Annotated in this window: 27 protein-coding genes and 1 pseudogene; 21 read left to right on the forward strand and 7 right to left on the reverse strand. The window is 65.2% G+C overall.

Annotation, left to right across the window (positions count from 1 at the left end; genetic code table 11):
- Nucleotides 1-25: 25 nt before the first annotated feature.
- Nucleotides 26-1,285: a hypothetical protein gene (locus OG587_RS11525; protein ID WP_329089531.1), complete on the forward strand. Its 1,260-nt coding sequence runs from the start codon at nucleotides 26-28 to the stop codon at nucleotides 1,283-1,285.
- A 46-nt stretch (nucleotides 1,286-1,331) separates the two neighbouring features.
- A pseudogene (locus tag OG587_RS11530) lies at nucleotides 1,332-1,484 on the forward strand (IS5/IS1182 family transposase); the annotation flags it as partial.
- Nucleotides 1,485-1,518: 34 nt separating this feature from the next.
- Here the strand turns inward: OG587_RS11530 and OG587_RS11535 are convergent.
- A complete protein-coding gene (locus OG587_RS11535) occupies nucleotides 1,519-2,007 on the reverse strand; it encodes a hypothetical protein (RefSeq protein WP_329089533.1) in 489 nt (162 codons plus the stop codon).
- Between the two features lie 79 nt (nucleotides 2,008-2,086).
- On the opposite strand from OG587_RS11535, the gene OG587_RS11540 reads away from it, so the two are divergent.
- Nucleotides 2,087-2,578: a dihydrofolate reductase family protein gene (locus OG587_RS11540; RefSeq protein ID WP_329089535.1), complete on the forward strand. Its 492-nt coding sequence runs from the start codon at nucleotides 2,087-2,089 to the stop codon at nucleotides 2,576-2,578.
- A gap of 249 nt (nucleotides 2,579-2,827) precedes the next feature.
- Nucleotides 2,828-3,355 carry a GNAT family N-acetyltransferase gene (locus OG587_RS11545; protein WP_329089537.1) on the forward strand — a complete coding sequence of 176 codons (528 nt, stop codon included), beginning with the start codon at nucleotides 2,828-2,830 and terminating at the stop codon, nucleotides 3,353-3,355.
- Between the two features lie 86 nt (nucleotides 3,356-3,441).
- Here OG587_RS11545 and istB read toward each other — a convergent pair whose 3' ends face one another.
- Complete coding sequence (gene istB / locus OG587_RS11550; protein ID WP_329089539.1) at nucleotides 3,442-4,404, reverse strand: IS21-like element helper ATPase IstB; 963 nt, start codon at nucleotides 4,402-4,404, stop codon at nucleotides 3,442-3,444.
- Between the two features lie 38 nt (nucleotides 4,405-4,442).
- Nucleotides 4,443-4,808 carry a DUF2809 domain-containing protein gene (locus OG587_RS11555; RefSeq protein WP_184759231.1) on the reverse strand — a complete coding sequence of 122 codons (366 nt, stop codon included), beginning with the start codon at nucleotides 4,806-4,808 and terminating at the stop codon, nucleotides 4,443-4,445.
- A 629-nt stretch (nucleotides 4,809-5,437) separates the two neighbouring features.
- Here OG587_RS11555 and OG587_RS11560 point away from each other — a divergent pair.
- Nucleotides 5,438-5,614 carry a hypothetical protein gene (locus OG587_RS11560; RefSeq protein WP_329089544.1) on the forward strand — a complete coding sequence of 59 codons (177 nt, stop codon included), beginning with the start codon at nucleotides 5,438-5,440 and terminating at the stop codon, nucleotides 5,612-5,614.
- A 228-nt stretch (nucleotides 5,615-5,842) separates the two neighbouring features.
- Here the strand turns inward: OG587_RS11560 and map are convergent, their stop codons facing one another.
- Nucleotides 5,843-6,625: a type I methionyl aminopeptidase gene (gene map / locus OG587_RS11565; protein ID WP_329089546.1), complete on the reverse strand. Its 783-nt coding sequence runs from the start codon at nucleotides 6,623-6,625 to the stop codon at nucleotides 5,843-5,845.
- Nucleotides 6,626-6,691: 66 nt separating this feature from the next.
- Between map and OG587_RS11570 the strand changes: the two genes are divergently transcribed.
- From OG587_RS11570 to OG587_RS11625, 12 genes are all read left to right on the forward strand, one after another.
- Nucleotides 6,692-6,994, forward strand: a complete 303-nt coding sequence (locus tag OG587_RS11570) for a helix-turn-helix domain-containing protein (protein ID WP_329089548.1) — start codon at nucleotides 6,692-6,694, stop codon at nucleotides 6,992-6,994.
- Nucleotides 6,995-7,719: 725 nt separating this feature from the next.
- Nucleotides 7,720-7,857, forward strand: coding sequence for a hypothetical protein (locus OG587_RS11575; RefSeq protein WP_329089550.1), 138 nt, complete (start codon nucleotides 7,720-7,722; stop codon nucleotides 7,855-7,857).
- A gap of 317 nt (nucleotides 7,858-8,174) precedes the next feature.
- Nucleotides 8,175-8,840 carry an RNA polymerase sigma factor gene (locus tag OG587_RS11580; protein ID WP_329089552.1) on the forward strand — a complete coding sequence of 222 codons (666 nt, stop codon included), beginning with the start codon at nucleotides 8,175-8,177 and terminating at the stop codon, nucleotides 8,838-8,840.
- Complete coding sequence (locus tag OG587_RS11585; protein WP_329089554.1) at nucleotides 8,837-9,841, forward strand: CU044_5270 family protein; 1,005 nt, start codon at nucleotides 8,837-8,839, stop codon at nucleotides 9,839-9,841. Before OG587_RS11580 ends, OG587_RS11585 begins: the two co-directional genes overlap by 4 nt.
- Before the next feature lie 196 nt (nucleotides 9,842-10,037).
- Nucleotides 10,038-10,613 (forward strand): DUF4240 domain-containing protein, encoded by a 576-nt coding sequence (locus OG587_RS11590; RefSeq protein ID WP_329089556.1) that lies wholly within the window; start codon nucleotides 10,038-10,040, stop codon nucleotides 10,611-10,613.
- Nucleotides 10,614-11,192: 579 nt separating this feature from the next.
- A complete protein-coding gene (locus tag OG587_RS11595) occupies nucleotides 11,193-11,537 on the forward strand; it encodes a type II toxin-antitoxin system RelE/ParE family toxin (protein ID WP_329089558.1) in 345 nt (114 codons plus the stop codon).
- A gap of 5 nt (nucleotides 11,538-11,542) precedes the next feature.
- A complete protein-coding gene (locus tag OG587_RS11600) occupies nucleotides 11,543-11,842 on the forward strand; it encodes a helix-turn-helix domain-containing protein (protein ID WP_329089560.1) in 300 nt (99 codons plus the stop codon).
- A gap of 704 nt (nucleotides 11,843-12,546) precedes the next feature.
- The gene (locus tag OG587_RS11605; protein ID WP_329089562.1) at nucleotides 12,547-12,741 is read left to right on the forward strand and encodes a hypothetical protein; all 195 of its coding nucleotides are present in this window, start codon (nucleotides 12,547-12,549) and stop codon (nucleotides 12,739-12,741) included.
- A 216-nt stretch (nucleotides 12,742-12,957) separates the two neighbouring features.
- Nucleotides 12,958-13,191: a hypothetical protein gene (locus OG587_RS11610; RefSeq protein ID WP_329089564.1), complete on the forward strand. Its 234-nt coding sequence runs from the start codon at nucleotides 12,958-12,960 to the stop codon at nucleotides 13,189-13,191.
- A 133-nt stretch (nucleotides 13,192-13,324) separates the two neighbouring features.
- Nucleotides 13,325-13,705 carry a hypothetical protein gene (locus OG587_RS11615; RefSeq protein ID WP_329089566.1) on the forward strand — a complete coding sequence of 127 codons (381 nt, stop codon included), beginning with the start codon at nucleotides 13,325-13,327 and terminating at the stop codon, nucleotides 13,703-13,705.
- A gap of 409 nt (nucleotides 13,706-14,114) precedes the next feature.
- Complete coding sequence (locus tag OG587_RS11620; RefSeq protein WP_329089567.1) at nucleotides 14,115-14,618, forward strand: SigE family RNA polymerase sigma factor; 504 nt, start codon at nucleotides 14,115-14,117, stop codon at nucleotides 14,616-14,618.
- 5 nt (nucleotides 14,619-14,623) lie between these two features.
- A complete protein-coding gene (locus tag OG587_RS11625) occupies nucleotides 14,624-15,673 on the forward strand; it encodes a hypothetical protein (RefSeq protein WP_329089568.1) in 1,050 nt (349 codons plus the stop codon).
- Here OG587_RS11625 and OG587_RS11630 read toward each other — a convergent pair.
- The gene (locus OG587_RS11630) at nucleotides 15,655-15,951 is read right to left on the reverse strand and encodes a hypothetical protein (RefSeq protein WP_329089571.1); all 297 of its coding nucleotides are present in this window, start codon (nucleotides 15,949-15,951) and stop codon (nucleotides 15,655-15,657) included. The genes OG587_RS11625 and OG587_RS11630 overlap by 19 nt on opposite strands.
- Before the next feature lie 362 nt (nucleotides 15,952-16,313).
- Between OG587_RS11630 and OG587_RS11635 the strand changes: the two genes are divergently transcribed.
- The 4 genes from OG587_RS11635 to OG587_RS11650 all read left to right on the forward strand — a co-directional run bounded on the left by OG587_RS11635 (nucleotide 16,314) and on the right by OG587_RS11650 (nucleotide 20,156).
- Nucleotides 16,314-16,775: a tyrosine-type recombinase/integrase gene (locus OG587_RS11635; protein ID WP_329089573.1), complete on the forward strand. Its 462-nt coding sequence runs from the start codon at nucleotides 16,314-16,316 to the stop codon at nucleotides 16,773-16,775.
- A gap of 475 nt (nucleotides 16,776-17,250) precedes the next feature.
- Nucleotides 17,251-18,525: an IS256 family transposase gene (locus OG587_RS11640; RefSeq protein WP_329089575.1), complete on the forward strand. Its 1,275-nt coding sequence runs from the start codon at nucleotides 17,251-17,253 to the stop codon at nucleotides 18,523-18,525.
- Nucleotides 18,525-18,887: a hypothetical protein gene (locus OG587_RS11645; protein WP_329089577.1), complete on the forward strand. Its 363-nt coding sequence runs from the start codon at nucleotides 18,525-18,527 to the stop codon at nucleotides 18,885-18,887. The genes OG587_RS11640 and OG587_RS11645 overlap by 1 nt, the downstream gene beginning before the upstream one ends.
- A 124-nt stretch (nucleotides 18,888-19,011) precedes the next feature.
- Nucleotides 19,012-20,156 (forward strand): IS3 family transposase gene (locus OG587_RS11650; RefSeq protein WP_329083762.1). Its coding sequence is split into 2 segments (ribosomal slippage): nucleotides 19,012-19,225 and nucleotides 19,225-20,156, totalling 1,146 coding nucleotides; the frame shifts between segments, so codons are not numbered across the junction.
- A gap of 847 nt (nucleotides 20,157-21,003) precedes the next feature.
- Here OG587_RS11650 and OG587_RS11655 read toward each other — a convergent pair.
- Together OG587_RS11655 and OG587_RS11660 are read right to left on the reverse strand one after the other, a co-directional pair.
- Nucleotides 21,004-21,477, reverse strand: a complete 474-nt coding sequence (locus OG587_RS11655) for an NUDIX hydrolase (protein ID WP_329089580.1) — start codon at nucleotides 21,475-21,477, stop codon at nucleotides 21,004-21,006.
- Between the two features lie 41 nt (nucleotides 21,478-21,518).
- The gene (locus tag OG587_RS11660) at nucleotides 21,519-22,733 is read right to left on the reverse strand and encodes a helix-turn-helix domain-containing protein (RefSeq protein WP_329089581.1); all 1,215 of its coding nucleotides are present in this window, start codon (nucleotides 22,731-22,733) and stop codon (nucleotides 21,519-21,521) included.
- Between the last annotated feature and the right edge of the window lie 183 nt (nucleotides 22,734-22,916).

The following is a 22,916-nucleotide window of genomic DNA, read 5'->3' on the forward strand; positions in this document are numbered from 1 at the left end:
GCTAGGGGGTCGGGTGGTGCCATGGGTGGTCTTTGTAGCGGAGGACGTCGATCAGGTGTCGGCTGTACCCGCTGGCCTGCACGACTTCGTCGATCTTCTCCGTGCGGGAGTGGTGAGGGAGGAGCTGCTGCACGAGGCTTGCGATCTCGGCGCGGACTTCTCGGAGCTCACGGGCCATGTAGCGCTCTTCTTCGCCGAGCCTGCTGAGTTCGGAGTAGCGACCGTCTGGAGGTGGTGTGCTCTCGGCCATGTCGCCACTGTAGGCGGCGGGTCGATGGTCGGCGAGCGGGTTGGGCGCGGCGGGTGCGCGGGCCGGTGGATGGCCTGGGTCGCCGTCGGCCGGGACCGGCGCCCACGCCACACGCCCGGACGGCGGGTGGTGGAGGGCCGGGTACACACCCGCAAGATCCTCGACGTGACCGTCGACGACACCCAAATCGCCATCCACGCCGACGGCGAACCGATCCGCGTCGTGTCCCGAACCGCCACCCAGGAAATCACCAGGATCAAGGCCAGAGCGCATACTGAACAGCGAAAGACCAGCCAGGAGTGTCAAGCATCAAATGAGACGAGACATCGTGACACGACATCCCTGCACCTGGTTTTGGGTTGGTCCAGGAAGCCAAATATGCAAGGGGTCATCGGCGTGCGGGATGTGCGGGTGATACTGATCGGCGGGACATCAAACGTCGGAAAGTCGACCGTCGCCCAAGCAGTGGCGGAGAAGCTCGGGTTCGAGTGCTTGTCAACGGACGGGCTGGCGCGGCACCCCGGGCGGCCCTGGAGAGCCTCAGAGTGGGAGGTGCCGGCGCACGTTGCCGAGCATTACGGGTCACTCACGGTTGACGAGCTGATCACGTCCGTTCTCGGCCACTACGAGCGGCTGTGGCCCCGCGTCGAGGAGCTGATCACAACCCGCGCGGCTGAGGGCGGTGCCAGGACGGGCCTGGTTCTGGAGGGGGCGGCGCTCTTGCCCGTCCGTGTCGCGACGTTGGAGGTCTCGCGCACGGCCGCCGTGTGGCTTACGGCGGACGACGCGGTTGTACGCGCTCGGGTGCATGCGGCCGGCCACTACGAGGCGGCAAGGGACGAAGAACAGTACCTGATGGACAAGTTCCTGGCCCGCACGGAGCGTTACCAGACACTCATGATCAATGTCATCGACAGGTTGGGCCTGGATCGCATCGACGCGGGTGACGGACGGTCCGTCGCGGCGCTGGTTGATTCGGTGCTCGCGGCCGTCGACGTGCAGGATGCGGTAAGGCGGTCCTCCGCAGGGTGGTGACCAGGCCCATCGTGGCAGCCCGCCAACAGCCGGCCCCGCTGGCTCAGCCCGTCGCGGCGTCCCCCACGGCTCCGGGCTGGGCAAAGTGCGCTGGGTCGTCGAGCGCACGCTCCACCAGTTCAGGCGACTCCGAATCCGCTACGAGCGCCGAGCGGAGCCCCACCGAGGCCTGCTCGAGCTTGCTCGCGGCATCATTTGCATCCGACGACCACCCGACCGCTCTGAACGATCGGCTAGGAATCCGAGCGGAGCCCCAACGCGCTGTGCTGAACGAGTCCAGCGGGCGCATCCGCAGAGCCGGACTTCCGGCGCGTCAACTCCACCAGCCTCGAACGGAGGTCAGACGCTGGTTCGCCAAGCACGATGGCACTGATCACCAACTCAAGCATCAGGCAGTCGTAGTCGTCGTCCGTGCTTCGATAGCGCTCGGGATCGCGTTCCACTACAGCATGAGCGACCCGCCGACCACCGTCATGAGCCGACGCGAAGGTCGCCGCGAAGACTCCGTTACCGGTCCAGCTTCGGTGCAGGAAGACGACCTCGCCCTCCGTGAAGACGTCCCACTTCTCGTCCATGCCCCGTGACGAATAGCCGCGCTGGATCCGCTCCCAGTCCTCATTCGACCAGATCCGCTGGGGCAGTTGTGGCATCGGCTGAGGAGCGGACATTGGCTGAATGCGACCGGAAAACGTAGACCGGGTTACGCGTTCGTCATCGGGCATGCGGCGATCCTACGGAAGAAGCCGAGCGTGACCACACCGGCTCCCTCGGCGATCCCATTGTGAAACGATCAGTAAGTCCGTGCCGGAACACAAGGAGAAGGACACCATGGGCACGATCCACATCGACCTGTTCGCGACGCTCGACCCGGTTGGCCAGGCGCCGGGTGATCCCGAGGAGGACCCTGACGGCTTTCCGTTCGGGGGGTGGCAGGCGCCTTTGTTCGACGAGACGGTCGGCCGGCAGGTCGGTGCCGGAATGGAGGGCATGGACGCCCTGCTCCTGGGCCGCAGGACCTACGACATCTTCGCCGCGTTCTGGCCGAACCAGGTCGACGGCGCCGACGGTGGGATCGCCACGCTGTTCAACGGCATCCCGAAGTACGTCGCCTCGCGAGGCAACCCGGATCTGGACTGGACGGGCTCGACCCGGCTGGGACCCGACCTGGTGAGCGCCGTGCGCGAGCTGCGTGACAAGCATGAGCACGTCCACGTGATCGGAAGCCTGAACCTGGTGCAGACCCTCCTGCGCGAGCGCCTCTTCGACCGGCTTGGTTTTGTTCGTGGGAACTGACCGCACTTGCTCGCGAGTTTTGACCGCACTTGGCAGCCGGAAGCATGATCTATGTTCGCGAGGAGTGACCGCACCTTTGGCGGCTGCGGGTCTGCGGCCGTGGTCGCCCTGGTGCGGGGTGAGCGGAACCGTGCTCCCGCCAGGTCGCGGCCGCTCGGGCATAGCGGACCACGTGGGGAACGTGGTGAGCGGTTGGCGCTTCTGCTTCGGCGGTAGCAGGGCGGTGGCTAGTCGGACATGATGTAACGAATGACCACTGTGCGCATGATTGCGGATCAAGAACCCGTTGAGATCGTCATTGCGGATGAGAGCGATCTCCCCGGGATCGTCGATATCTTGAACGACGTGGCGGCAAGCTCGATCGCAACCTTCGATACCCGGCCGACCAGCGTGGCCGAGCGGCACGCCTGGTTCGAGCAGTTCTCCCCGACAGGCCCCTACCGGCTGCTGGTCGCTCGGCGTCACGGTCGAATAGTCGGTTACGCCTGTAGTCAGCCCTATCGGAACCACGAGGCGTTCCGGGACACTGTTGAGCTCAGCGTTGCTCTCGACGCTGGTTGCCGGAGCGGGGGCGTGGGAACGTCGCTGTATCGAGCCTTATTCGAAAGCATCGCCGACGAGCCGATCCACGCCGTCGTCGTGGGAATCGCCATGCCTAACGACGCGTCGGTCGCCCTCCATCGCAAGTTCGGCTTCACAGAAGTCGGTACCTTCCGCGAGTACGCCACCAAGAACGGCCAGTACATCAGTTCGCTGTGGATGCAGCGGCTCTTCTGACTGTCGACTGTTCGCGCCTCGAAGGATGAGTTGTCGGCCAGGTGGGTCTACCAAGGCTCTGGCGATGGGATGGGGACCGATGAGGGTCAGCCGGCGGCATGTTCGGCTCGAGCGCGGGTCTGGGCGAGGCGGTAGGAGTCGGTGCCGGTCTCGATGATGTTGCCGCCGAAGGTGAGGCGGTCGACGATGGCGGCGCAGAGGCGGGGGTCGGTGAAGGTCTTGGTCCAGCCGCTGAAGGACTCGTTGGAGGCGATCGCGACGCTGGCCTTCTCCTCTCGCTCGGTGAGTACCTGGAAAAGGAGCTCGGCGCCGCGCCGATCGTGTTCCATGTAGCCCAGCTCGTCGACACAGAGGAGGTCGACGCGGCCGTAGCGGTTGATGGTCTTGGTCAGCTGCTTGTCGTCGGCGGCCTCGACGAGCTCGTTGACGAGCTTAGTAGCGAGGGTGTAGCGGACGCGGTAGCCGGCCATGGCCGCCTCGGTTCCCAGAGCGATGAGCAGGTGGGACTTGCCGGTACCGGAGTCCCCGATCAGGCAGAGGGGAAGGCCTTTCTTGACCCAGTCGCAGGCGGCGAGGGTGTTGATGACGGCGGGGTCGACGTTCGGGTTGGCGTCGAAATCGAAGGCTCGCAGGGACTTCTGGCGGGGGAACCCTGCGGCCTTGATGCGCCGTTCGGAGCGGCGGCGGGCGCGGTCGTCGCACTCGGCCATGAGTAACTCGGCGAGGAAGGGGTCCGGCCCACATAAGCCCAAAACCCACATTCGATCTTGCTGGGCTGCTGATGTACCGGATAACGCACCCGAGTCGCGCGGCGACCGTTCCGGTGAACCCGCAGGTCGCCGATACCTTGGCGACGGCCATGTACCGGATAACCGTCCCTTATCCGGTACATCAACCCATGTCCGCCGCGCGCCGCCCATCAGGCTCCTCGCCAGTGGCAACACCTGGTGAATGTGGGTTTTGGGCTTATATGGGCCGGACCTCGTCCTGCTTTGCAACGGCTGGCCGCCGCGCAGGACGAACCCGATGACCTCGCCGCTGTGGGGCATCCGTACCGTCAGCGTGCCGGTGGGGTGGAGTCCGAGAGTCAGCCGGTCTGATCACCGGATCGGACCAATCGGCGTTCCCAGGCCAGGGCCGCGACCACACCGATGGCATAGGCGACCAGGTCCCATGGGTCGGGGAACGCGCCGACCAGGACACCGCCGATGCCCGGCGGGGTCATGCCGACTATTTGGTAGAACTCGACGGCGGCGGCGATCGCGGCCGTGGCCAGGGTGCGGCGTGCGGCGGTGGTGCGCCACAGCAGCCCCAAGAACGCGTAGACCAGCATGGTGGCGCCGACGTCGCTCACGTAACCGCGGATGAACGGTTGTCCCGGGCCCCGGTAGAAGAGGGCGAACGCGCCGACGGCGAGGGCGACGCCACCCAGAAGGACCATGGCACGGCGCATGAGATTGACATCTTCTCCGAATCTCTATGATCAGGACGAACCTGATCATAGAGCTCGTCCCTTATGGCGGCACGCTGATTGCGGCAGGTCAGCGACCGCGGTGGAGTGCCATGGCGACGGCATGCCAGCACGCTGGAACGTAGTGACGATCCATCCGGAATGAGGCCCGACCAGATGAAACAGTGCCCCGCGTGGTACGAGGAAGAGCACTCCAACACCCGTTCATGATCCACCGAATGTGGGTTTTGACCTTATGTGGGCTGAACCCCTTGAACGGGTCCAGCTTGGAGGCCCTGGGTGGCAACTGCTTCCGCGGCTCGGGCCACGCAGACGCCAGGGCCTTGACGATCGTCCGCCGGCCGATTCGGTACTTCTTCTCGATCGCACGGCCCGACATCCCCGCACGGGCATCCCGGCGGATCGCCGCGTACAGATCAATCTTCGAAGGGGGCATGGGGACGCTCTCTCGTCACGAAGCGCATCCAGCATGTCACCATAAGACACCTCGTGCGGTCAAAACTCGCGAACAACGACTTCACCGGAATAGGGCCGCGGTCACACCTGGCGAGCAACTGCGGTCAACTCTCAGGAGCAGAACCAACCGGCTCAACCTGTGGGTCTTCCCCATCGTGCTCGGCGTCGGCAAGAAGGTGTTCGACGGCGGTGCGGTGCCTGCCAACCTGGTGCTCCTGGAGCCGCCCGTCGTCTCGTCCAAAGACGCCGTGCTCCTGCGTTACGGCCTCGACGCGGGGACCCCCGGCGTCGGGGACATGCGGCGTGAAGACCGCGGCGTCGATCCGAGCTGAACGGTGACCGCATTGGCGGTGACTATGCCACAACCGCACTACCGCCTCCTTGACCTGAGTCCTCCAGCGGTGCCGGCCTTCGCGTCCGAGCATGAGATTCATCTTCCTCGGACCGTGGTATCACTCCGGTGAAGGATTATCGGCCGCGGCAGTCGCCTGCGGTGCGGACAGGGCGATCACGGATGCGATCGACAAGCAGCTCGAAGGGCGCGATGACGACGGTCCGGCTCACGGTTGCGCCTGCTTCGGCAAGGTGAGGATCTCGGCTCCGTCGTCGGTGATGGCGATCGTGTGCTCGCTGTGTGCTGTCCGACAGCCTGTCGCACTTCGGAGCGTCCACCCGTCGGCATCGGTGACGAGCTCGGCGGTGTCCGCCATGACCCACGGCTCCAGCGCGAGCAGCAGCCCAGGGCGCAGTTTGTACCCACGACCGGGCCGCCCGGTGTTCGAGACGTGCGGGCTCTGGTGCATCGTTGACCCGATGCCATGACCTCCGAACTCGGTGTTGATCGGATACCCCGCCTCACTGAGGACCGAGCCGATGGCATGGGAGATGTCGCCGATGCGAGCCCCGGGCCCGGCAGCCGCTATCCCCGCGCTCAATGCGCGTTCGGTCGCGCTGATCATCGCGACGCTCTCCGGGGGCTTTGAGTCGCCCACGATGAAGCTGATGGCAGAGTCTGCAGCGACTCCGCCTTTGGAGACGGCGAGGTCGAGCGTCAGCAGGTCGCCGTCGGCAAGCGTGTAGTCGCATGGCAGTCCGTGGAGCACGGCGTCATTGACGGCCGTACAGATGTAGTGGCCGAACGGTCCGCGTCCGAACGACGGCTCGTAGTCGACGTAGCAGGACAGTGCTCCGGCCTCGACGATCATGCTCTTGGCCCACCGGTCGATGTCCAGGAGGTTCGTGCCGACCGTGCTGCGGCTCTTCAGCGTCTGCAAGATGTCGGCGACCAGGGCACCCGTCTCTTTTGCTCGGGCCAGTTCGGTGGGGTTCAGGATCTCGATCATGCGGCGCCCTTCTCATGCATCCAATAACTATACCGGCCATACTATCCCGGTACTAGAATCGGAGTCATGGTCAGATTGCCGCTCACACCCGCAGAGGTCGAGCGCGGACAGCGCCTCGGCGCCCTGTTGCGTCGCGCCAGGGGAGAACGCTCGATGCTCGAGACCGCGCTCGATGCACGCGTCTCACCGGAGACCCTCCGGAAGATCGAGACGGGCCGCGTAGCGACCCCTGCCTTCCCGACCATCGCGGCGATCGCCGATGTCCTCGGCCTCTCCCTCGACGCGGTGTGGGCCGAGATCAACCAGCCCGAACGTGGCGTTGAACCGGCCGGCTCTGATCGCAACACACGCGAGCGGTTGGTCTCGTGAGTCTCAATCCCGCAGCCGCGTTGGAAGCGTCGGCGAGAGAGGACGCGTGGGTACGGCTCTCAACCAACGTCCCCGGTCGGTGCAACTTGGCCGTGGTGTCGAGATACGGGAACAGCCCGCTGAGGAGCTCGTCACACCGCACCACGGCCTCAGGTCACGCCACGCCACCGTTCGAGAACCCAGTGATCGTCCTCACGGAATTCGTGCCTGATCCAATTTTCGGGCGGCGTCGACAGTCAGCCGCCGCCAGGCGATCGTGAGGGCGGTAGCCCAACAGGCCAGGTCTGGAGATTCCCTTCCCGGCGTGCGACCATCGGCTCATGACGTTGATCAGAAAGGGCTATGCCGCGTAGGCGCCCTTCGGGGGTCCGTGCACGGGGATCGGCGTGCGGAACCCACAGAGCTTCGATCCATCAGGTTCCGGGCCTCGGGCGTCGGCCTATGGCGGCGGTGATCGCGCTGGAGCACACTCGGATGAGGCCGGGCACAGTAGCGGAGGCACTGCTGGCTTGGACGCAGGCGGTCCTTCCTGGTAGCGCCGACCGGATCGGTCCTGGCTGCATGTGTCCTGAGTGCTGTGGAGACGCGCCACGCCGGCGGCTCGAACAGGCGCTCACCGCCTTGCCGCCCTGGGCCAAGCCGTACTTGTACGCCTTGATCCTTCCTATCGACAGGCGGTTTCTCGCGCGGACGTCGCCGGACCCGCACGCCTCGCCCGAATGGCCATGGTGGCAACAGCGGCGTTGAACGTCGAGGACGGCTATCAGCCGGTGGGCGGCGGCGCGGCCCCGGTGCGGCGGCTGACAGTCGGGTACGGCGGGTGCGTGGTGTGGTGGGCGGCCCGTGGTCCCGCCGCCGGCTGAGACCGGCGCCCACGTTGGGAGCCGTCTACTGACCTTGCTGTCCTGAGCTGGGAAAACGAGGGTGCAGATCAGAGCGGGTCGAGTCCCGTGATCCCCGTGAGTGACCGTGGTTCCCCGCCTGTTCTGGCACGCATCCAGCACGCGATCGAGAGTTCCGGTCGTGGTGGAAGGTGCGCTGCAAGCCTTGAGCTGGGCGAACGCACCACCCGCTTTCGTCCAGGCATCCTGGATCCTCGTCGAGGAAGTGGCCAGCCGGGTTTTCGCCCGAGGCGGCTTTCCGACGGGAACTCTGATGAGTTCTTTGGATAAGTACCGTTGTGACAACCATCCACGAACGGGAGCTCGCCTTGGCGGAGCCTCCGCATCCCATGGCGACGCAGTCGTCAATACACGACCGTGCCTGGCGGGCGGATCAGCGAGACGACTCATCGATCATCGAGGCGTCGCTGCGCACGCCTGAGTGCTTCGCGGAACTCTTCGACCGGCATGCTGCCGTGCTGCACCGCTACGCCGTCCGACGTCTCGGTCCCGAACACGCGGAAGACGTGGTGGCCGAGACGTTCACCCGGGCGTTCGAGAAGCGACACAGATACGACTTCGGCCGCTCGGAGGCGTTGCCCTGGCTGTACGGCATCACCACGAACGTCATCGGCAGTCACCGGCGGGCGGAGGTTCGGGGTTACCGGGCACTGGCCCGCACTGGTGAGGACCCCGTGGCGGTGGCATTCGACGAGCAGGTGGTCGCTCGGGTCGCTGCCTTGGCCACTCGGAAACGGCTTGCTGCCGCGCTGGCGAAGCTGGGGCGTGGTGAGCGTGACGTACTGCTGCTGATCGCCTGGGGCGATCTCACCTATGAGGAGACGGCGCAGGCGCTGGATGTGCCCATCGGCACGGTGCGCTCGCGCCTGTCACGTGCCCGCCGCAAGATCGTCCATGCTTTGGGCGGCGTCAATCCGATCAGTATGAGTGAGGAGACCTCGTGAACGACCTTGATCTGGTCCAGGATCTGCGCTCGGAAGTACGGCAGAGTGACCTCCGTACTCTGCATGGCGCGCGGGAGCGACTGCTCACCGCGATGGTCCCCGCGCCGCCTCCCAGGCGGTCCCGGCCCATGGTGCCGCGCCTGCTAGGTGTCGGTGCCCTCGGCCTCTCGATCGTTGTCGGTGTCACGGTCTTGCAGGGTCTCGATGGCACCGATTCGAGAGAGGGAACTGTCAGCACTCCGGTTTGGGCTCCGGCGGCCAGCGTAAAAAGCCTGGCAGAACGGGCCTCTACGGCGGCTGCGAAGGTGGTGGACGTCTACCCGCGTGCCGACCAGTGGCTCTACACCAAAGGGATCGGCTACCAAGCCCGGCAGAAGGGCACGTCGAAGGCGGGCAAGAGATGGACTCACGAACTCTGGCAGAAAGGTGACGGCAAGGGGAGGGCAAGGCGCTACAGCGATGAGACCACCGGGAAGAACGCCCCCCTCGCCACCGGCACTCCCAGCGGGAGTTCCGACGCCCCCAGGTGGGACGTCGCTTACCTGCGTTCCCTGCCCCTGGACCCGGCCGCCCTGTTGAAACGCTTGAGGAAAGATGGTGAGAACCCCTCCGATCGCCCCGACCTGCCGGAGGCGTGGATGCTTTTCCGAGACGTCAAGCTGATCCTTCAGGAGGGCGCCCCTCCGCCTCGCCTGCGTGCCGCCCTTTACACCGTCGTGTCCGAACTGGAGGGCATCGGGATCGAGGAGAAGGTGAAGGACCTGGCAGGCCGTGAAGGCGTGGGAATCTACCTGGACAGGGGGGACGGGACGCGCCACGAAGTCATCGTCGACCCGAAGAGTTACGCTTACCTCGGGGGACGAGAGATCTTCGTCGGAGGCGGCACGCAGGCTCCTCATTCCACTCATTCCACCAACGGTCAGTACGCCGAAGATGATGTGATCATCGCGTGGGCACAGGTGGCTCGTGGCATCGTCGACCACGCGGGTGATTTGCCGTAGCACTTGAGCCGCAAGGCGGAGACCCTCTCTCCGAGATGGCTTTTCCCGCTTGGAGCGGGTGACGGGAGCCGAACCTGCGCTGAGAGCCACGGCCGAGCCAAAAGGCCGATATGGCTCGTGGTGGGGACCAAGCTCACACACGATCAAGATTTCCGTGTCGTGGCACTGTCGGCGCAGCCTGAGACCATGCACCGTCATGGATATCGATGAGTTCTGGCTCTTCCTTCAGCGATCCCGGAAAGTGACCAGCAATCCGGATGAGCGTCTGAGGTGGCTCTCTCTCCACCTTGCACAGCGTCCGCCAGCCAAGATCGCCGACTTTCAGATCCTCCTCAACCAAGTACGGCGGCGATCCGATACCTACGACATGTGGGAAGCCGCCGACCTCATCTTCGGCAACTGCTCCACCGACGGCTTCTGGTACTTCCAGGCGTGGCTGATCGGGCTCGGCCACGACACTTTCGAACTTGCCGTAACCGACCCCGACAACCTGGCCGAGGTTCCGGAGGTACAACGGCTGGCAGAGCGCCCGATGAGAGAGTGGGCCGATGATGGGTGGCCGGAGTGGGAGGCGTTGAGCTACGTGGCCGCCGGCGCATACGAAGAGGTGACCGGTGAAGAGGACGGCGTCTACGACGCCATGGAAGAACGCGGACACACCAACCAGAGCAACCCTGAGCCCACCGGGCTGTCGTGGAGACTCCGCGACTCCGAAGCGGTGGCACAGAGATTGCCCCGGTTGAGCCGCGTGTTCCAACGAGATGAACTGTGATCCGGCGTAGGGAGACGCGGTTACGTACCTGCGTACACTCCACCCGCCCGTAGGAGAAGCAGGGCACGGGCCGGGGCGCCAGATGGAGCGCCCTACCGGATGAACGACTTGGCGTCCCGGTCCGTGGGCCGCCCGGCGTGTCCCGGGTCGAGGGCAGATGGGCTGATCAGGTTCCTACCCCAGCCACTGGCAGGTCGGCGGTGATGAGCGCGTCCTTGGTGGTCATCCTGGAGCCGGAGCGCCCCCGTCGGAGGTGAATGCCGCGCAGGGTCGTAGGGCCCGAAGAGGTGGCGTGGCTGTCGGATCTGATCGTTATCGTGGCGGCACATCCGGAACAGCAGGGAGCGTGCACATGGAGATCAATTATGCCGATGTTGCCTGGCTCGCCAGTGATCACGGATTTGGGCGACCTGTGGTGCCTCACTTTTGTTCGTGGGCTCGATGAGGCTGAGGCGCTTCGGCGTGTGGGTGCCGAGGAAAGAGGCATCAGTCCACTCACCTACGAGTGGAGCGCTTGGCCCCCTGTGAATTTGCGTGATCCGCGGATATGACGCTTGCCCGCTGTATAACGTCCGTGTTATGACTTGGGGAGAGGTGGAGCTGGAGCCAGAGGTGGACAGGTGGTTCGACACGCTTGATCAAGAAGGTCAGGAGACGGCGGCGTTCTATGTCGACCTGCTGGCCGAGCGGGGTGTCCTGCTCGATGAGCCCTACACCCGGCAGTTGCGTGGCAAGTTGCGTGAGCTGCGGTTTCATCTTGAACGAGAGGCGGTGCGCGTCAGCTACTGGATCGCACCGGGCAGGCGGATCATCCTGTTGACGGTCTTCCGTAAGCAGCGGATGCGTGAGACTGCCGAAGTCGAGCGTGCGTGGCGGGCCATGCAGCGATGTATCGCTGAGGCTCACACGGCAGACGAGGAGTGAGCGGAATGGGCGAGCGTAAGACGTGGGCCGACAAGCGGGAAGAAGTCATGAGCCGTCCCGGCGCGGGGGCCGCGTACGAAGCGGCGCGGATCCGTTTCGAGCTTGGTGAGGCGGTACGGCTGCGCCGCGAACAACTCGGGCTGACTCAGGCCGAACTGGCCGAGCGCACAGGGTTGAAGCAGCCCGCGGTGGCGCGGTTCGAGGCAGGTGGGACGATGCCGACGATTCCGATGCTGGAGAGGCTCGCGGAGGCGTTGGAAATGCGGCTTAGCGTCCAGTTCCAGCCGTTGCGTGAAGCGAGCTGATCTGTTGAAGAGGTACTGAAGCCATCGAGTACGCAATGGCATAGGTGGTCGTTGAGGTGCCGGAAAAGATCAAGCCCAGGTTCGAAATCCATCCCTGAACTGGGCCTTTGTGTGTGGAGCGGGTGACGGTGTCAACGATGTCCTGAGACCTCACATCGACAGACGGGAATCGAACCCGCGCTGTCAGCTTGGGAATCATCTACTGGCCTTGGCATCCTGAGCTGGGAAAACGGGGGTGCAGGTCAGAGCGAGTCGAGTCCCCGTGAGTGACCGTGGTTCCCCGCTTGTCCTGGCACGACGATCGAGATGCCGGCTACTTCTCTGCCTCTATCCCGGCGTCGGCCAGGTTGGCCCCCTGGAGCTTCGCTCCGAGCAGACTGCTGGCCTGACGGTTTGGATCATTGGGACTGCCCGAGAAGGTCATCTGAACGCCTGTCATCTCTTCTCTCCATACCGCTCAGTGGACATCCACCTGCTCTTCCTTGCGCGGCGCGCACCTCGCCTGCCAGATCTTCCCGTCTGCCTCGGCCCACCCCGGAGGGGCAAGGTTGTCTTCGCGTGTACGTCAGCCGGTAGACGTTCCTCGGTCATTGGATGTCAACGGTCACAGACGGCCTTGATCCGGAGGAGCCGGGAAGTTGGGCTTGCCTGGGACGTGGCAGGCGGGACGATCAGGCCTACCTCAGCCACTCAAGGACAGAGCCTTGCTCCTCGCGATCATCCCGGAGCTGAGGACCTCGCCGGAGGCCTCGAAGACGGCGTGGCAGGTAGTAAAAAGCAGTAACGATCAGGGCGGTGATCAGGAGGACGGAAAGCAGCAGGGCGCCCAGGATGATCACTGTGCGGAGGGCCTCGTAGGTGAAACCGAAGAGGAGCTCTCCATTGGAGACGCCGGATAAAGGCATCTCATCTGTTTCATCGGGTAACAAAGTCGCTCCTCGTCATATGCACCGTAGGTGCAGAGCGACAGTACATCGCGATGCGGGGTGCGTCTTGTGTCCCTGGCTATGCATGCGGCGTTATGGCCCCGGTACGGCGAATCGGTCGGTCAGGTGCGGCGGGTGCACGGTGCAGCGCGCGGCCCTGCCCTGGTGCCCCTGGCGACTTTCGGCAGTATGCGATGGGGCGAACTCGCAGCTCTCCGGCGTCACAACCTCGACCTCACGGCGCGGACGGTGAAGCTCAAGGCGTCGGTCTCGGAGATGAGGATGGGGAAGCTCGTCACCGGCCGGCCCAAGTCGGACGCGGGCGCCCGGGTCGTCACCCTGCCGGAGATCATCGTCGGTGACCTGAGCTGGGAGAACGGGGGTGCAGGTCAGGGCGGGTCGAGTCCCCGTGAGTCCCCCTGAGTGACCGTGGTTCCCCGCCTGTTCTGGCACGGATCTGGCACGCGATCAAGGTCTTGGCCGCTTCTCTACCGTGATCACGCCAAGTGCGATCAACAGCTTGCAGTACCTGGAGGCTAGGAACAGAGTGAACTGCATGATCGAGATCGACGGTCCTTTCTACCGTGTGAGCGAGTCCGGTTTCGAGATGCTGATCCCTCGATGGGAAGGGCATGAACCTGAGACCGCCGAGGAGGCTGATGCGACGATCACCTTCCCCGACGGCTCCCGGAGATATGCGACCTTCATGACCTTGGACGTAATCAGACGGATCATGGACAAGAATGCGCGCACGGGTGAGTCTCTCGGCGGCCGGTACTTCTGGTGCTCGGACTTGATCATCATCAGGGATGTCGGGCTCGAAAGCATGGCGGCGGCGATCCGCGACCTGATCTCCTCGGGAGACATTGAAGGAGCCTGTGATCTCCTCGACCCTCTTGATGAGGACGAGGAGGAGACCGATATCAGAAAGAGCTGAGGTGACCTTCAGTACCGTTGGAGCGGGTGACGGGAATCGAACCCGCGCTGTCAGCTTGGGAAGTCTCTAGCGCGCCTGCTCACTGAGCTGGGGAAACGCTGACCTGCGGGGAACGGTCCGATTCCCCGCGATTCCCCGCGAGTCTCCCTTGTTCCCTCTGCTGACGGGCACGCAACGGGCACGTCGTGGGGGTGGCGGCTGCTTCCCTATCAGGACTATCCCGGCGGTGATCGGCGGTTCGCGACTTGGGCGTGAACATGAGCGGTCGTAAGGGACTATTCACCGCGGGCGCGCCCAGAAGTCCGCTGCGGAACCGATGGAACTCCGAGGCGCTGGATCGCGTCGCGGGCAACCTTCTCGCGCCCCGGCGGCGTAGAACGGGTGACTGTCGTTTGAGGGAGGCCTGTGAATGGCGGATCGGTCGGAGTACGACGCGTTCGTTGCGGCGGTGTGGCATCGATTGCTCCGCACCGCCTACCTGCTGACCAGGGACTGGGCGGTGGCCGAGGACTTGGTGCAGACGGCGCTGATGAAGGCGTGGCTGGCTTGGCCGCGTTTGGGGAACGAACGCGAGGCGTACGTCCGCAAAATCATCGTCAATGTGCACGTGTCGTGGTGGCGGCGGCGCTGGAGACAGGTGGAGGTCACGACCGGATCGCCGCCTGACCGGACACAGGCGGCCGACGACATGGGACAGGCCGATGAGCGCGAACTCGTCTGGCAGGTGCTCGGACGGCTGCCCGCCCGGCAGCGAGCCGTGGTGGTGCTGCGGTTCTTCGAGGACATGACCGAGGCCCAGGCCGCCGAGACGCTGGGGTGCAGCGTAGGGACGGTCAAAAGCCAGACCAGTAAGGCGCTGGCCAAGCTGCGGGTCGACGACTCGTTCGCGTCCACGTTCGTGAGAAGGGGGTAAGCCTTATGCCCATCAACCGGCGAGATCTCCATGACCTTCTGGAGGAGCGCAGCCGTCCCGCGGTCGAGCGCCCGATTCCGTGGGAGTCGCTGCGGACACGGGTGCGTGGCGTCCGGCGCCGCCGTTTCACCGCCGTTACCGCCGGAGCCGTCGCCGTCGCAGGCTTCGTGGCTGTGGCGGTCGTGGCGGCGGGGAGCCTACTGAACCTGCGTGGGCCTGACGAGGACGGCCAGGTCACCGCGTCCGTCGCCGGCCAGATCCCGGCTCAGTTCCAGGAGGCGGACGGGACGGTCTACCGCAGGGTCGCCACGGCGACGCTCGACGCCCCCCGCAAGAAGTCGGTGACGTTCGACGTGGAGATGCGCGGCAAGCCTTTGGCCGTCCTGGCGGACTGCCCGACGGAGTCGATGTTCATGATGCCGCACGTGACCGTACGGGTGCCGGGCGTCTCCAAGGTGTTCACCCTGTCGCCCGTGCCCTCCCTGTCGGCCGGATGCCAGAGCAACAGGCCGGTCGATGTGATGCCGCTCCCGGCCGGGACGCGTCGGGCGACGTTCACCGTCGAAGCACCCAAGGGGTTCGAGAACGTCGCTCCGCACGAGCGCCTGGAGAGATGGCGGTTCGGCGTCTATGAGTGGACGCCTCCCGCCACGATGAAGGCCGCATCGCCACCGGCCGAGCCGCCCGCGGCTTTCGGAGGGCGGCCACCCGAGTTCAACCTGATCACGAAGAAGAGCGACACCTGGCCGGCCGCCCGCGAAGTAACGATCACCGTGCCGAACACGGGCAGGCCGCTGGCCTTCATGGCGTACTGCGGAGGCGACATCGCCGGCCGCCTCACCAGTGAGGTTCGGGTGAACGGCCGCCTGATCAAGGGCTTCCTCGGCTGCCCTGCCGCGCCCACCAACCGGGGGGGCGGGTACACCGACTTGGGCGGGCCGAAGCCGCGCAGCCAGAAGACGGTGACCATCCAGGTCCGGCTGGTGGCGAAGATTCCTGAGTATCGGCAGCGGCCGGGGACGCTGACGGTAGCCGTCTACGAGAGGCCCAGGTGAGCTCGGACCCGGCCAGGTAGCAGCAGCGCGGGCACGACCGCGAGCGCCGTGAACGCCGGTGCCCAGACGAAGGTGTGGGTGAACGCGGCATCGGCACTGGCCGGCTCGCGCTGCAGGATCACGGCCACGTCGGTGTCGAACGAGCCGCTGACCATGACGACCATGTTGACCACGCTCAGTCCTGCCCCGCGCACGACGAACGGCGGCCGGTCGAAGATCCGTTTGATGGCGTCCTTGTAGGGGCAGGCCTGGACGTCTGCGGAGACAGTTCCTTGCATGGTGTGGGGCCAGGCCGAAGCCAATGCCTTCTGTGCCTCGGGCGATAAAGACGCTTCACTTCTTCTCGTGTCGCGATGCCTGCGGTGCTCAACCGCGTTTACCGGTGAGCCAGGGTGAGGAACGAACCCTGGATCTTCCGATCGCCCCCGGCCGCAGCAGACCTCAGCCATGATGGGGCGATCGTCGGGCTGCATGTGGGCGGTGGCGCGACCCAAGGTCGGCGAAGGGCGTAGGTACGGCGCAGCGCGCGTACGGCGACGGCCCGGAGTCCTGCCGCACGTCGGGACCGGCCCCCAGGCCGCATGCCCGGCGTGCGCCGCAGGCGCAGCGCCGCCGCCTTGATGCCCGGACGGTCCGGGTCGTGGCCTCCACCACCGAACTCAAGGACGGCTCGGTAACTGTCGGCCTGCCCAAGTCCGTGGCCGGTACGCGCACGATCGCTCTTCCCGAGGTGGTGGTCTCGGAGCTTCGCGCGCACCTCGACAAGTACACCGAAGAGCATGACGAGGCGTTCGTCTTTCTCGGCGCGAAGGGCGCGATGCTGCGGCGGCCGGCCTTCAGCCGGATCTGGGCCAGGGCTCTGAAGGAAGCGAACCTCTCGGGCGTCCACTTCCACGATCTTCGCCATACGGGCAACACGTTCGCCTCGCAGTCGGGTGCGACGCTGTGGGAGTTGATGAACCGGATGGGGCACTCGACCACGCGGGCCGCGCTGATCTATCTGCACACCGAGAACGGGCGAGACCAGATGATCGCCGACGGCATGGGAAAGCTCGCCGAAGCCGCTCTCAAGAAAGAAGATCCATCGGGATCGGGCACGTAACGGGCACGGAAGATCGAAGAGGCTCAGAAAACAACTAAGGCCCCGGTTCGGATTCGCATCCTGACCTGGGCCTTTGTATGTGGAGCGGGTGACGGGAATCGAACCCGCGCTGTCAGCTTGGGAAGTCTCTAACGCACCTGGTCGCTGAGCTGGGAAGATGCTGACCTGCGAGGGAGCGGGTCGAGGGACCGTGATTCCCCCTTGATCCCCCTCCTGGCGGACACGCAACGGGCACGGGGTCATGCGCCAGCGTGATCGGTGAAGTCTCCACGTGCCATGGCGATGGCCTATCAGGACGGCAAACCACTACGCAGGCGAATCCCCCTGACCTCAACCCCGTACAGGCCTGGCAGACGGCCGGGGAGCAATGCTTGAAACCTGTGGATCTGCCGGGAAGGGGTGTACCTTCCCGGATCTGAGATGAGGTTCTCAAGTAGGCCGATGTTGGCGCATCGGTCGGGAAGGCACCCCCAGAATGCTCACCATAGTTCCCGAGCTGCCCGCTGACGATGGCGACGGCTCGGCTGGCACCTCGTCGGTCTCGCTGATCGACCAACTGGTGCGCGAGGGCGCCCGCAAGATGCTTGCCGCCGCGCTGCAGGCCGAGGTCGACGCCTACATCGCCGCCTTCGCCGACGAACGCGACGAGCACGGCCGTCGGCTGGTCGTACGCAACGGCTCTCATGCCCCGCGCGCGATCCTCACCGCGGCCGGCGCGATCGAGGTCAAGGCCCCACGCGTGAATGACAAGCGCATCGACGAGCAGACGGGCGAGCGGCGACGGTTCTCTTCGGCGATCTTGCCCGCCTGGGCCCGCAAGACCCCCTCGATCAGCCAGGTGCTACCGCTGTTGTACCTGCACGGCCTGTCCAGCGGGGACTTCATGCCCGCGCTGGGGCAGTTCCTCGGCTCCACGGCGGGCCTGTCGGCCTCGGTCATCACCAAGCTGACCGAGCAGTGGAAGGCCGAGCAGCGCACCTTCGCCGCCCGCGACCTGTCCGGCGTGGACTACGTCTACCTGTGGGTCGACGGCATCCACGTCAACATCCGCCTGGAGGAGCACAAGCTGTGCCTGCTGGTGATGATCGGCGTGCGCGCCGACGGGCGTAAGGAACTCGTCGCGCTCACCGACGGCTATCGAGAGTCCACCGAGTCGTGGGCCGACCTGCTGCGCGATGCCAAGCGACGCGGGATGCGCGCCCCGGTGCTGACCATCGGGGACGGCGCGCTGGGGTTCTGGTCCGCGCTACGGGAGGTGTTTCCACAGGCCAAGGAACAGAGGTGCTGGTTTCACAAGATCGCAAATGTGCTGGGGGCGCTCCCGAAGTCAGCCCATCCGGGCGCGAAGAAGGCCCTGGCCGAGATCTGGAACGCCGAGGACAAAGACCACGCCCAGGCCGCGGTTAAGGAGTTCCAGGCCGCCTATGGCGCCAAGTATCCCAAGGCCGTGGCCAAGATAACCGACGACTTGGACGAACTGCTCGCCTTCTACGACTTTCCGGCCGAGCACTGGGTGCACCTGCGCACGACCAACCCCATCGAGAGCACCTTCGCCACCGTCAGGCACCGGACCAAGGTCACCAAGGGGCCGGGCTCACGCGCTGCCGGGCTGGCCATGGCCTTCAAGCTGATCGAGTCCGCCCAGGCCCGCTGGCGGGCGGTCAACGCGCCCCACCTCGTCGCCCTGGTTCGTGCCGGAGCCCGCTTTGAGAAGGGGCGCCTGGTCGAACGTGAGGAGCGGGCAGCCTAATGACAACTCCCGAGCCGCTGACCGATGAGGAACTGGCCGCGATCGAAGAACTCGCTGAGGCGGCAACTCCAGGGCCGTGGTTCATCCGGCACCTCGACGACGAGGTGGCCATGAGCCTCGTGGCCATCAGCACCGTTCCCGACACCGGCCACGGTGAACGGTGGCCGGACTTCGATCATCACGAGATCGTGGCCGCAACCCTCATCCAGCACCCTCGCTACGTCGGCGTCGCCGACGGACGTTGGGATGAGAATGCCCAGTTCATCGCGAACGCCCGCCAAGATATCCCTCGGCTGATCGCCGAAATCAAACGACTCCGTCAGCTACTCACTCCAAAGGGCCACCAAGACCTCGAGGCGTAATAACGCTCACCACCGATCCTGGAGTTGGCCCGGTTTGGTGGACACCTGACCTCTGGGGAACCCTGGTTCCCGAAAGAAGGAGTTCACTGTGCCGAACAACTATCCGCCGGAGTTTCGCCGGCAGATGGTGGAGCTGGTGCGCGCGGGACGGTCGCCGGAGGAACTCGCCAAGGAGTTCGAGCCCTCCGCGCAGTCGATCCGTACCTGGGTGCGCCAGGTCGACCTCGATGATGGCCGCCGCCAAGACGGCCTGACCAGCGCTGAGAAGGACGAGCTGGTCCGGCTGCGCCGTGAGAACAAGATCCTCCGCGAGGAGAAGGAGATCTTGCGTAAGGCCGCGGTTTTCTTCGCGCGGGAGACGGATCGGCCGAGATGAAGTACCGGCTGATCGATGCGGAGAAAGACCACCACGATGTCTCCCTGCTGGCCCGGGTGCTGGGTGTGTCGCGCCAGGGCTACTACGCCTGGGCCAAGCGCGGCCCGTCCACTCGCGCCTGTCGTGATGCCGAGCTGACTGAGAAGATCCACCGGCACCATACGGCCTCTGATGAGGTGTATGGGGCGCCGCGCATCCACGCCGACCTGCGTGAGATCGACGGGGAGAAGGTGGGCCGCAAGCGAGTGGCCCGGCTGATGCGTGCGGCCGGGCTGGCCGGTGTCTCCCGGCGTAAGGGCTGCCGCACGACGATCGCGGATCGGCGGGCTGCAGCCGCGTCGGACCTGGTGAAGCGGAAGTTCGAAGCGGACGAGCCGAACCGGATCTGGACGGCCGACATCACGTATGTGCCGACCTGGCAGGGTTTCGTTTATCTCGCTGTGGTCTTGGACGTGTTCTCCAGGCGGATCGTCGGCTGGGCGATGGCCGACCATATGCGGACTGAGCTGGTGACCGACGCGCTGGCGATGGCGATCCATCAGCGCCGCCCCAGCGCCGGGGTGATCCATCACAGCGACAAGGGCAGCCAGTACACCTCGATCGCCTTCGGCCAGCGATGCGAGCAGGCAGGAGTTCGCCCCTCGACGGGTAGGACCGGGACGTGCTTCGACAATGCGATCACGGAGAGTTTCTTCGCCTCGCTGGAGTGTGAGCTGATCGACCGGCGGACCTTCCGTACCAGGTCAGAAGCCGAACGGGCCGTGTTCGCCTACATCGAGGGCTTCTACAACCCACGCCGCCGCCACTCCGCGAACGGCCAGCTCAGCCCCACCGAGTACGAACGCCGACACGCCCTTAAGAGCATTCAAGAAGACGGCTATGCTGCCGCGTAGCCGAAAGCCCTGACGTGTCTACTGAACCGGGGCAACTCCACCTATGAGAACAATTCGGCAGTGGACAGCGGGGCTCTTGCGTCTTCGTCGGCCCGAGTAGTTCATGAACCTGAGTGACGGCTTGAGCAGTTTCCCTGGCAGGACCCTGCCGTTTGGGGCCATGCGCAAGTTCGACGCAGCCAGCGCTCAGGAGGGGTAACAGCCGCGTGACCGTTCCTGCTGCTGGTTGTTAGGTTGTAGCAATGAGCGAAGAGCGATCTACGGGACCAATGGGCTTCAGGTAGCTCGCCAGGAAATACCTGGCGGTGTGACCAGGGAGTCTCATGTCCCGCACTGCTCACCATGTTCCTCTATCGCGTTCCGACATCGGTTATGTCCTCGATCGTCCTGGTCCTTGGCGGTTGGTGACTGTCGTTGATCTGCGTTACAGCGACGCGTGCCTGAAGGAAGCAGCTCGAAGCGGGCGTAGGCCGCACCCGAAACTTGTCCGGCGTAGGACTGTCGTCTACTCCTGGGCACGGGCCGATCCGCGGGATCGATCCGTAGCGTGGTGGGCAAACATCGAGGAGCGTCAGGGGCGGCAGCGCCTTCGCCGTTCCACCGAGTTGATCCGCCAGGCGGTCAACGCCACATCCAACGGTTATCGCCTCGCTGAGTTGGCTGAAGACTTCGACGTTCCGCCAATGCGGCACCGCCGCAACGCGGTCTGGCAAGCGTGATCATCAGCCAGGTGCCATACCCCTGATGATCGGACCGACCGATGACGGCAGCAGGTTCGCCGGTCGCCTTTCTCCCGTACCGCACTGACGATGCTCCATGCTTACCGGTGTTTACGCGGCGGTACGGATTACTTCGGCAACTGCTGGCCGTGCTCCAGATACAGCGGACGGCCGATGGTGCGAGCGGTGACGGCGGCCAGGACGCGGTTGGCGAGTCGTTCGATCAGGAGGCCGGGCAGTTCCTCGACAGGGTGGAAGTCGTAGCCGGACAGCTCGTCGACGCCGAGTCGGATGCTGTCGCGCATGCTCGGGCTGAGGGTTCCGCCGTCGAAGAGGAACAGGACCTTGTCGCCTTCTTCGGGGTGAGGAGCCCAGTCGACCACGAGGAGGTCCCCGATCGGCGGTTGAATGCCGAGTTCTTCCTGAACTTCGCGTACGCACGCCTGGAACGGGGTCTCGCCAGGCTCGATGTAGCCGCCGGGAATGTCGCGGTAGTCCTTGTAGTGAGGGCGAACCAGCAACAGGCGGCCGTGGTCGTCGAAGAAGAGTGCCCCGGCTGCGGCGCGGGGGGTGGCCATGGGCGGGGTCTCTTGGCCGGTCATGATCCCCACGGTACGGGAAGTCCGCCCGGTGTGAAGGTCGCTCAGGTGACGCGCAGGCGACGAGCGAGATCGGTGAGCCGGTGGCTGGGCTTGCCCTTCTGGCGACGAATCCAGTTCGGGACGAGCTGGCGGCTGAGGTAGTGATGACGGATCTGCTCGGGAGCGAGATGTTCAGCCTGAAGGAGGGCGCCCAATGCCTCGTCGGTGTGGTTCCACAGGCTGAACGCCTGGGCAACGGCGATTCCATGACGGGCGCGACGCTCGATCGGCAGGGCGCTGGTGTCCAGGCCGGGGCCGATGTCGATGGCGACTTGGATGTCTCCCAGCTCGATGGCCGTGGCCACCTGGTGGATGGCCACGTTGGTGGGGCCGAACGCGGTCCAGACGTGGTTGGCGTCGCCTCCCAGTCGGCGGGCCGATTCCGCGGCTTCGGCGAGGAAGGCGCGGGTGGTGGCGCGGTCATCGGCTCGAGCTGCGGCCATCGATCCTGCGAGGAAGAGCGTGCCGTGTACCGATAGGAGTTCGGGGCTCCCCTGGGGCAGGTCTGCTTGGAGAAGTCCGGCGGCGTCGCTCGTCAGTTGTGATGCGGCGTCATAGCGACCGTTGGAGAGCAGGGCGTGGGTGACGGATCGCAGCAGTGAGGCGACCACAATCTGATTACCGGAGTTCTGAGCGTAGGTCAGGCCCCGTTCCGCGGCGATCCAGGCGAGGTCATTCTCCCCGATCTTGACGAGGATGCTGGTGGCGGCATGGTAAGCCTGACCGAGCAGGCTGAGGGCCTGGATGTGCTGATCACCCTGGTAGGCGCCAGCGGCGTGGTGGGCCTCGGTGAGAAGTGCCGGCAGGCGGCGGACCACGAGGCCGTACCGAGATGCCTGGTAGGCATGCCAGACATCGGCGATCTCGCTGCGCAGTTCGCAGAGGCTGGGCGGTTCGTGGGCCTGGGCGAGGGCGGCGAGCGGGGTGAGCTGGCGGTAGTCGGTGATCGCCGCACGCAATGCCGGGACGGTGCGGTCTCCGCTGTCGGGACTCCAGTCGAGTAGGGAAGGCTCGGCGAGAAGGTCGCCGAGTGCGACGTCCAGAGCGACCGCGAGGGACTTGATCACCGACAGACGGTCAAGCTCAATCCGGTCGTTTTCTATCTTGCTGAGCCAATCGACCGTGCGGCCGACGAGTCCGGCCAGGACTTCTTGTGACATTCCACGCCGTCGGCGGTACCACGCTACGCGTTCCCCGATAGTCAGATGATCCGTCATGCCTCGCATACCGATCAGCCTCGCACGAATACCTCGGAGACCCCGGAATTCTTTTCCGGGGCGGAGCGGCCACCTTTTCCTAGTGTCTCGACTGACCGAGAAAACGTCCATTGCGACGGAGGAAAGGGAGTGGACACGACGGGCTCGCGAGAGACCAGCAGGGAGGGCTGCTGCTCGACCTGC

This window comes from Streptosporangium sp. NBC_01469, from assembly GCF_036227305.1.
GTDB lineage: Bacteria > Actinomycetota > Actinomycetes > Streptosporangiales > Streptosporangiaceae > Streptosporangium.

What these genes read in the sequence shown, in the direction of transcription:
- map (WP_329089546.1), bottom strand. Translation starts at nt 6,625, where the DNA reads ATGATCGAGATCCTGAACCCCACCGAACTGGCCCGAGCAAAAGAGACG.
- OG587_RS11610 (WP_329089564.1), top strand. Translation starts at nt 12,958, where the DNA reads ATGCGATGGGGCGAACTCGCAGCTCTCCGGCGTCACAACCTCGACCTC.
- OG587_RS11595 (WP_329089558.1), top strand. Translation starts at nt 11,193, where the DNA reads ATGACTTGGGGAGAGGTGGAGCTGGAGCCAGAGGTGGACAGGTGGTTC.
- OG587_RS11590 (WP_329089556.1), top strand. Translation starts at nt 10,038, where the DNA reads ATGGATATCGATGAGTTCTGGCTCTTCCTTCAGCGATCCCGGAAAGTG.
- OG587_RS11615 (WP_329089566.1), top strand. Translation starts at nt 13,325, where the DNA reads ATGATCGAGATCGACGGTCCTTTCTACCGTGTGAGCGAGTCCGGTTTC.
- OG587_RS11535 (WP_329089533.1), bottom strand. Translation starts at nt 2,007, where the DNA reads ATGCCCGATGACGAACGCGTAACCCGGTCTACGTTTTCCGGTCGCATT.
- OG587_RS11570 (WP_329089548.1), top strand. Translation starts at nt 6,692, where the DNA reads ATGGTCAGATTGCCGCTCACACCCGCAGAGGTCGAGCGCGGACAGCGC.
- OG587_RS11555 (WP_184759231.1), bottom strand. Translation starts at nt 4,808, where the DNA reads ATGCGCCGTGCCATGGTCCTTCTGGGTGGCGTCGCCCTCGCCGTCGGC.
- OG587_RS11655 (WP_329089580.1), bottom strand. Translation starts at nt 21,477, where the DNA reads ATGACCGGCCAAGAGACCCCGCCCATGGCCACCCCCCGCGCCGCAGCC.
- OG587_RS11600 (WP_329089560.1), top strand. Translation starts at nt 11,543, where the DNA reads ATGGGCGAGCGTAAGACGTGGGCCGACAAGCGGGAAGAAGTCATGAGC.
- OG587_RS11660 (WP_329089581.1), bottom strand. Translation starts at nt 22,733, where the DNA reads ATGACGGATCATCTGACTATCGGGGAACGCGTAGCGTGGTACCGCCGA.
- OG587_RS11545 (WP_329089537.1), top strand. Translation starts at nt 2,828, where the DNA reads ATGACCACTGTGCGCATGATTGCGGATCAAGAACCCGTTGAGATCGTC.
- istB (WP_329089539.1), bottom strand. Translation starts at nt 4,404, where the DNA reads ATGCCCCACAGCGGCGAGGTCATCGGGTTCGTCCTGCGCGGCGGCCAG.
- OG587_RS11630 (WP_329089571.1), bottom strand. Translation starts at nt 15,951, where the DNA reads ATGCAAGGAACTGTCTCCGCAGACGTCCAGGCCTGCCCCTACAAGGAC.
- OG587_RS11625 (WP_329089568.1), top strand. Translation starts at nt 14,624, where the DNA reads ATGCCCATCAACCGGCGAGATCTCCATGACCTTCTGGAGGAGCGCAGC.
- OG587_RS11645 (WP_329089577.1), top strand. Translation starts at nt 18,525, where the DNA reads ATGACAACTCCCGAGCCGCTGACCGATGAGGAACTGGCCGCGATCGAA.
- OG587_RS11640 (WP_329089575.1), top strand. Translation starts at nt 17,251, where the DNA reads ATGCTCACCATAGTTCCCGAGCTGCCCGCTGACGATGGCGACGGCTCG.
- OG587_RS11575 (WP_329089550.1), top strand. Translation starts at nt 7,720, where the DNA reads ATGGTGGCAACAGCGGCGTTGAACGTCGAGGACGGCTATCAGCCGGTG.
- OG587_RS11620 (WP_329089567.1), top strand. Translation starts at nt 14,115, where the DNA reads ATGGCGGATCGGTCGGAGTACGACGCGTTCGTTGCGGCGGTGTGGCAT.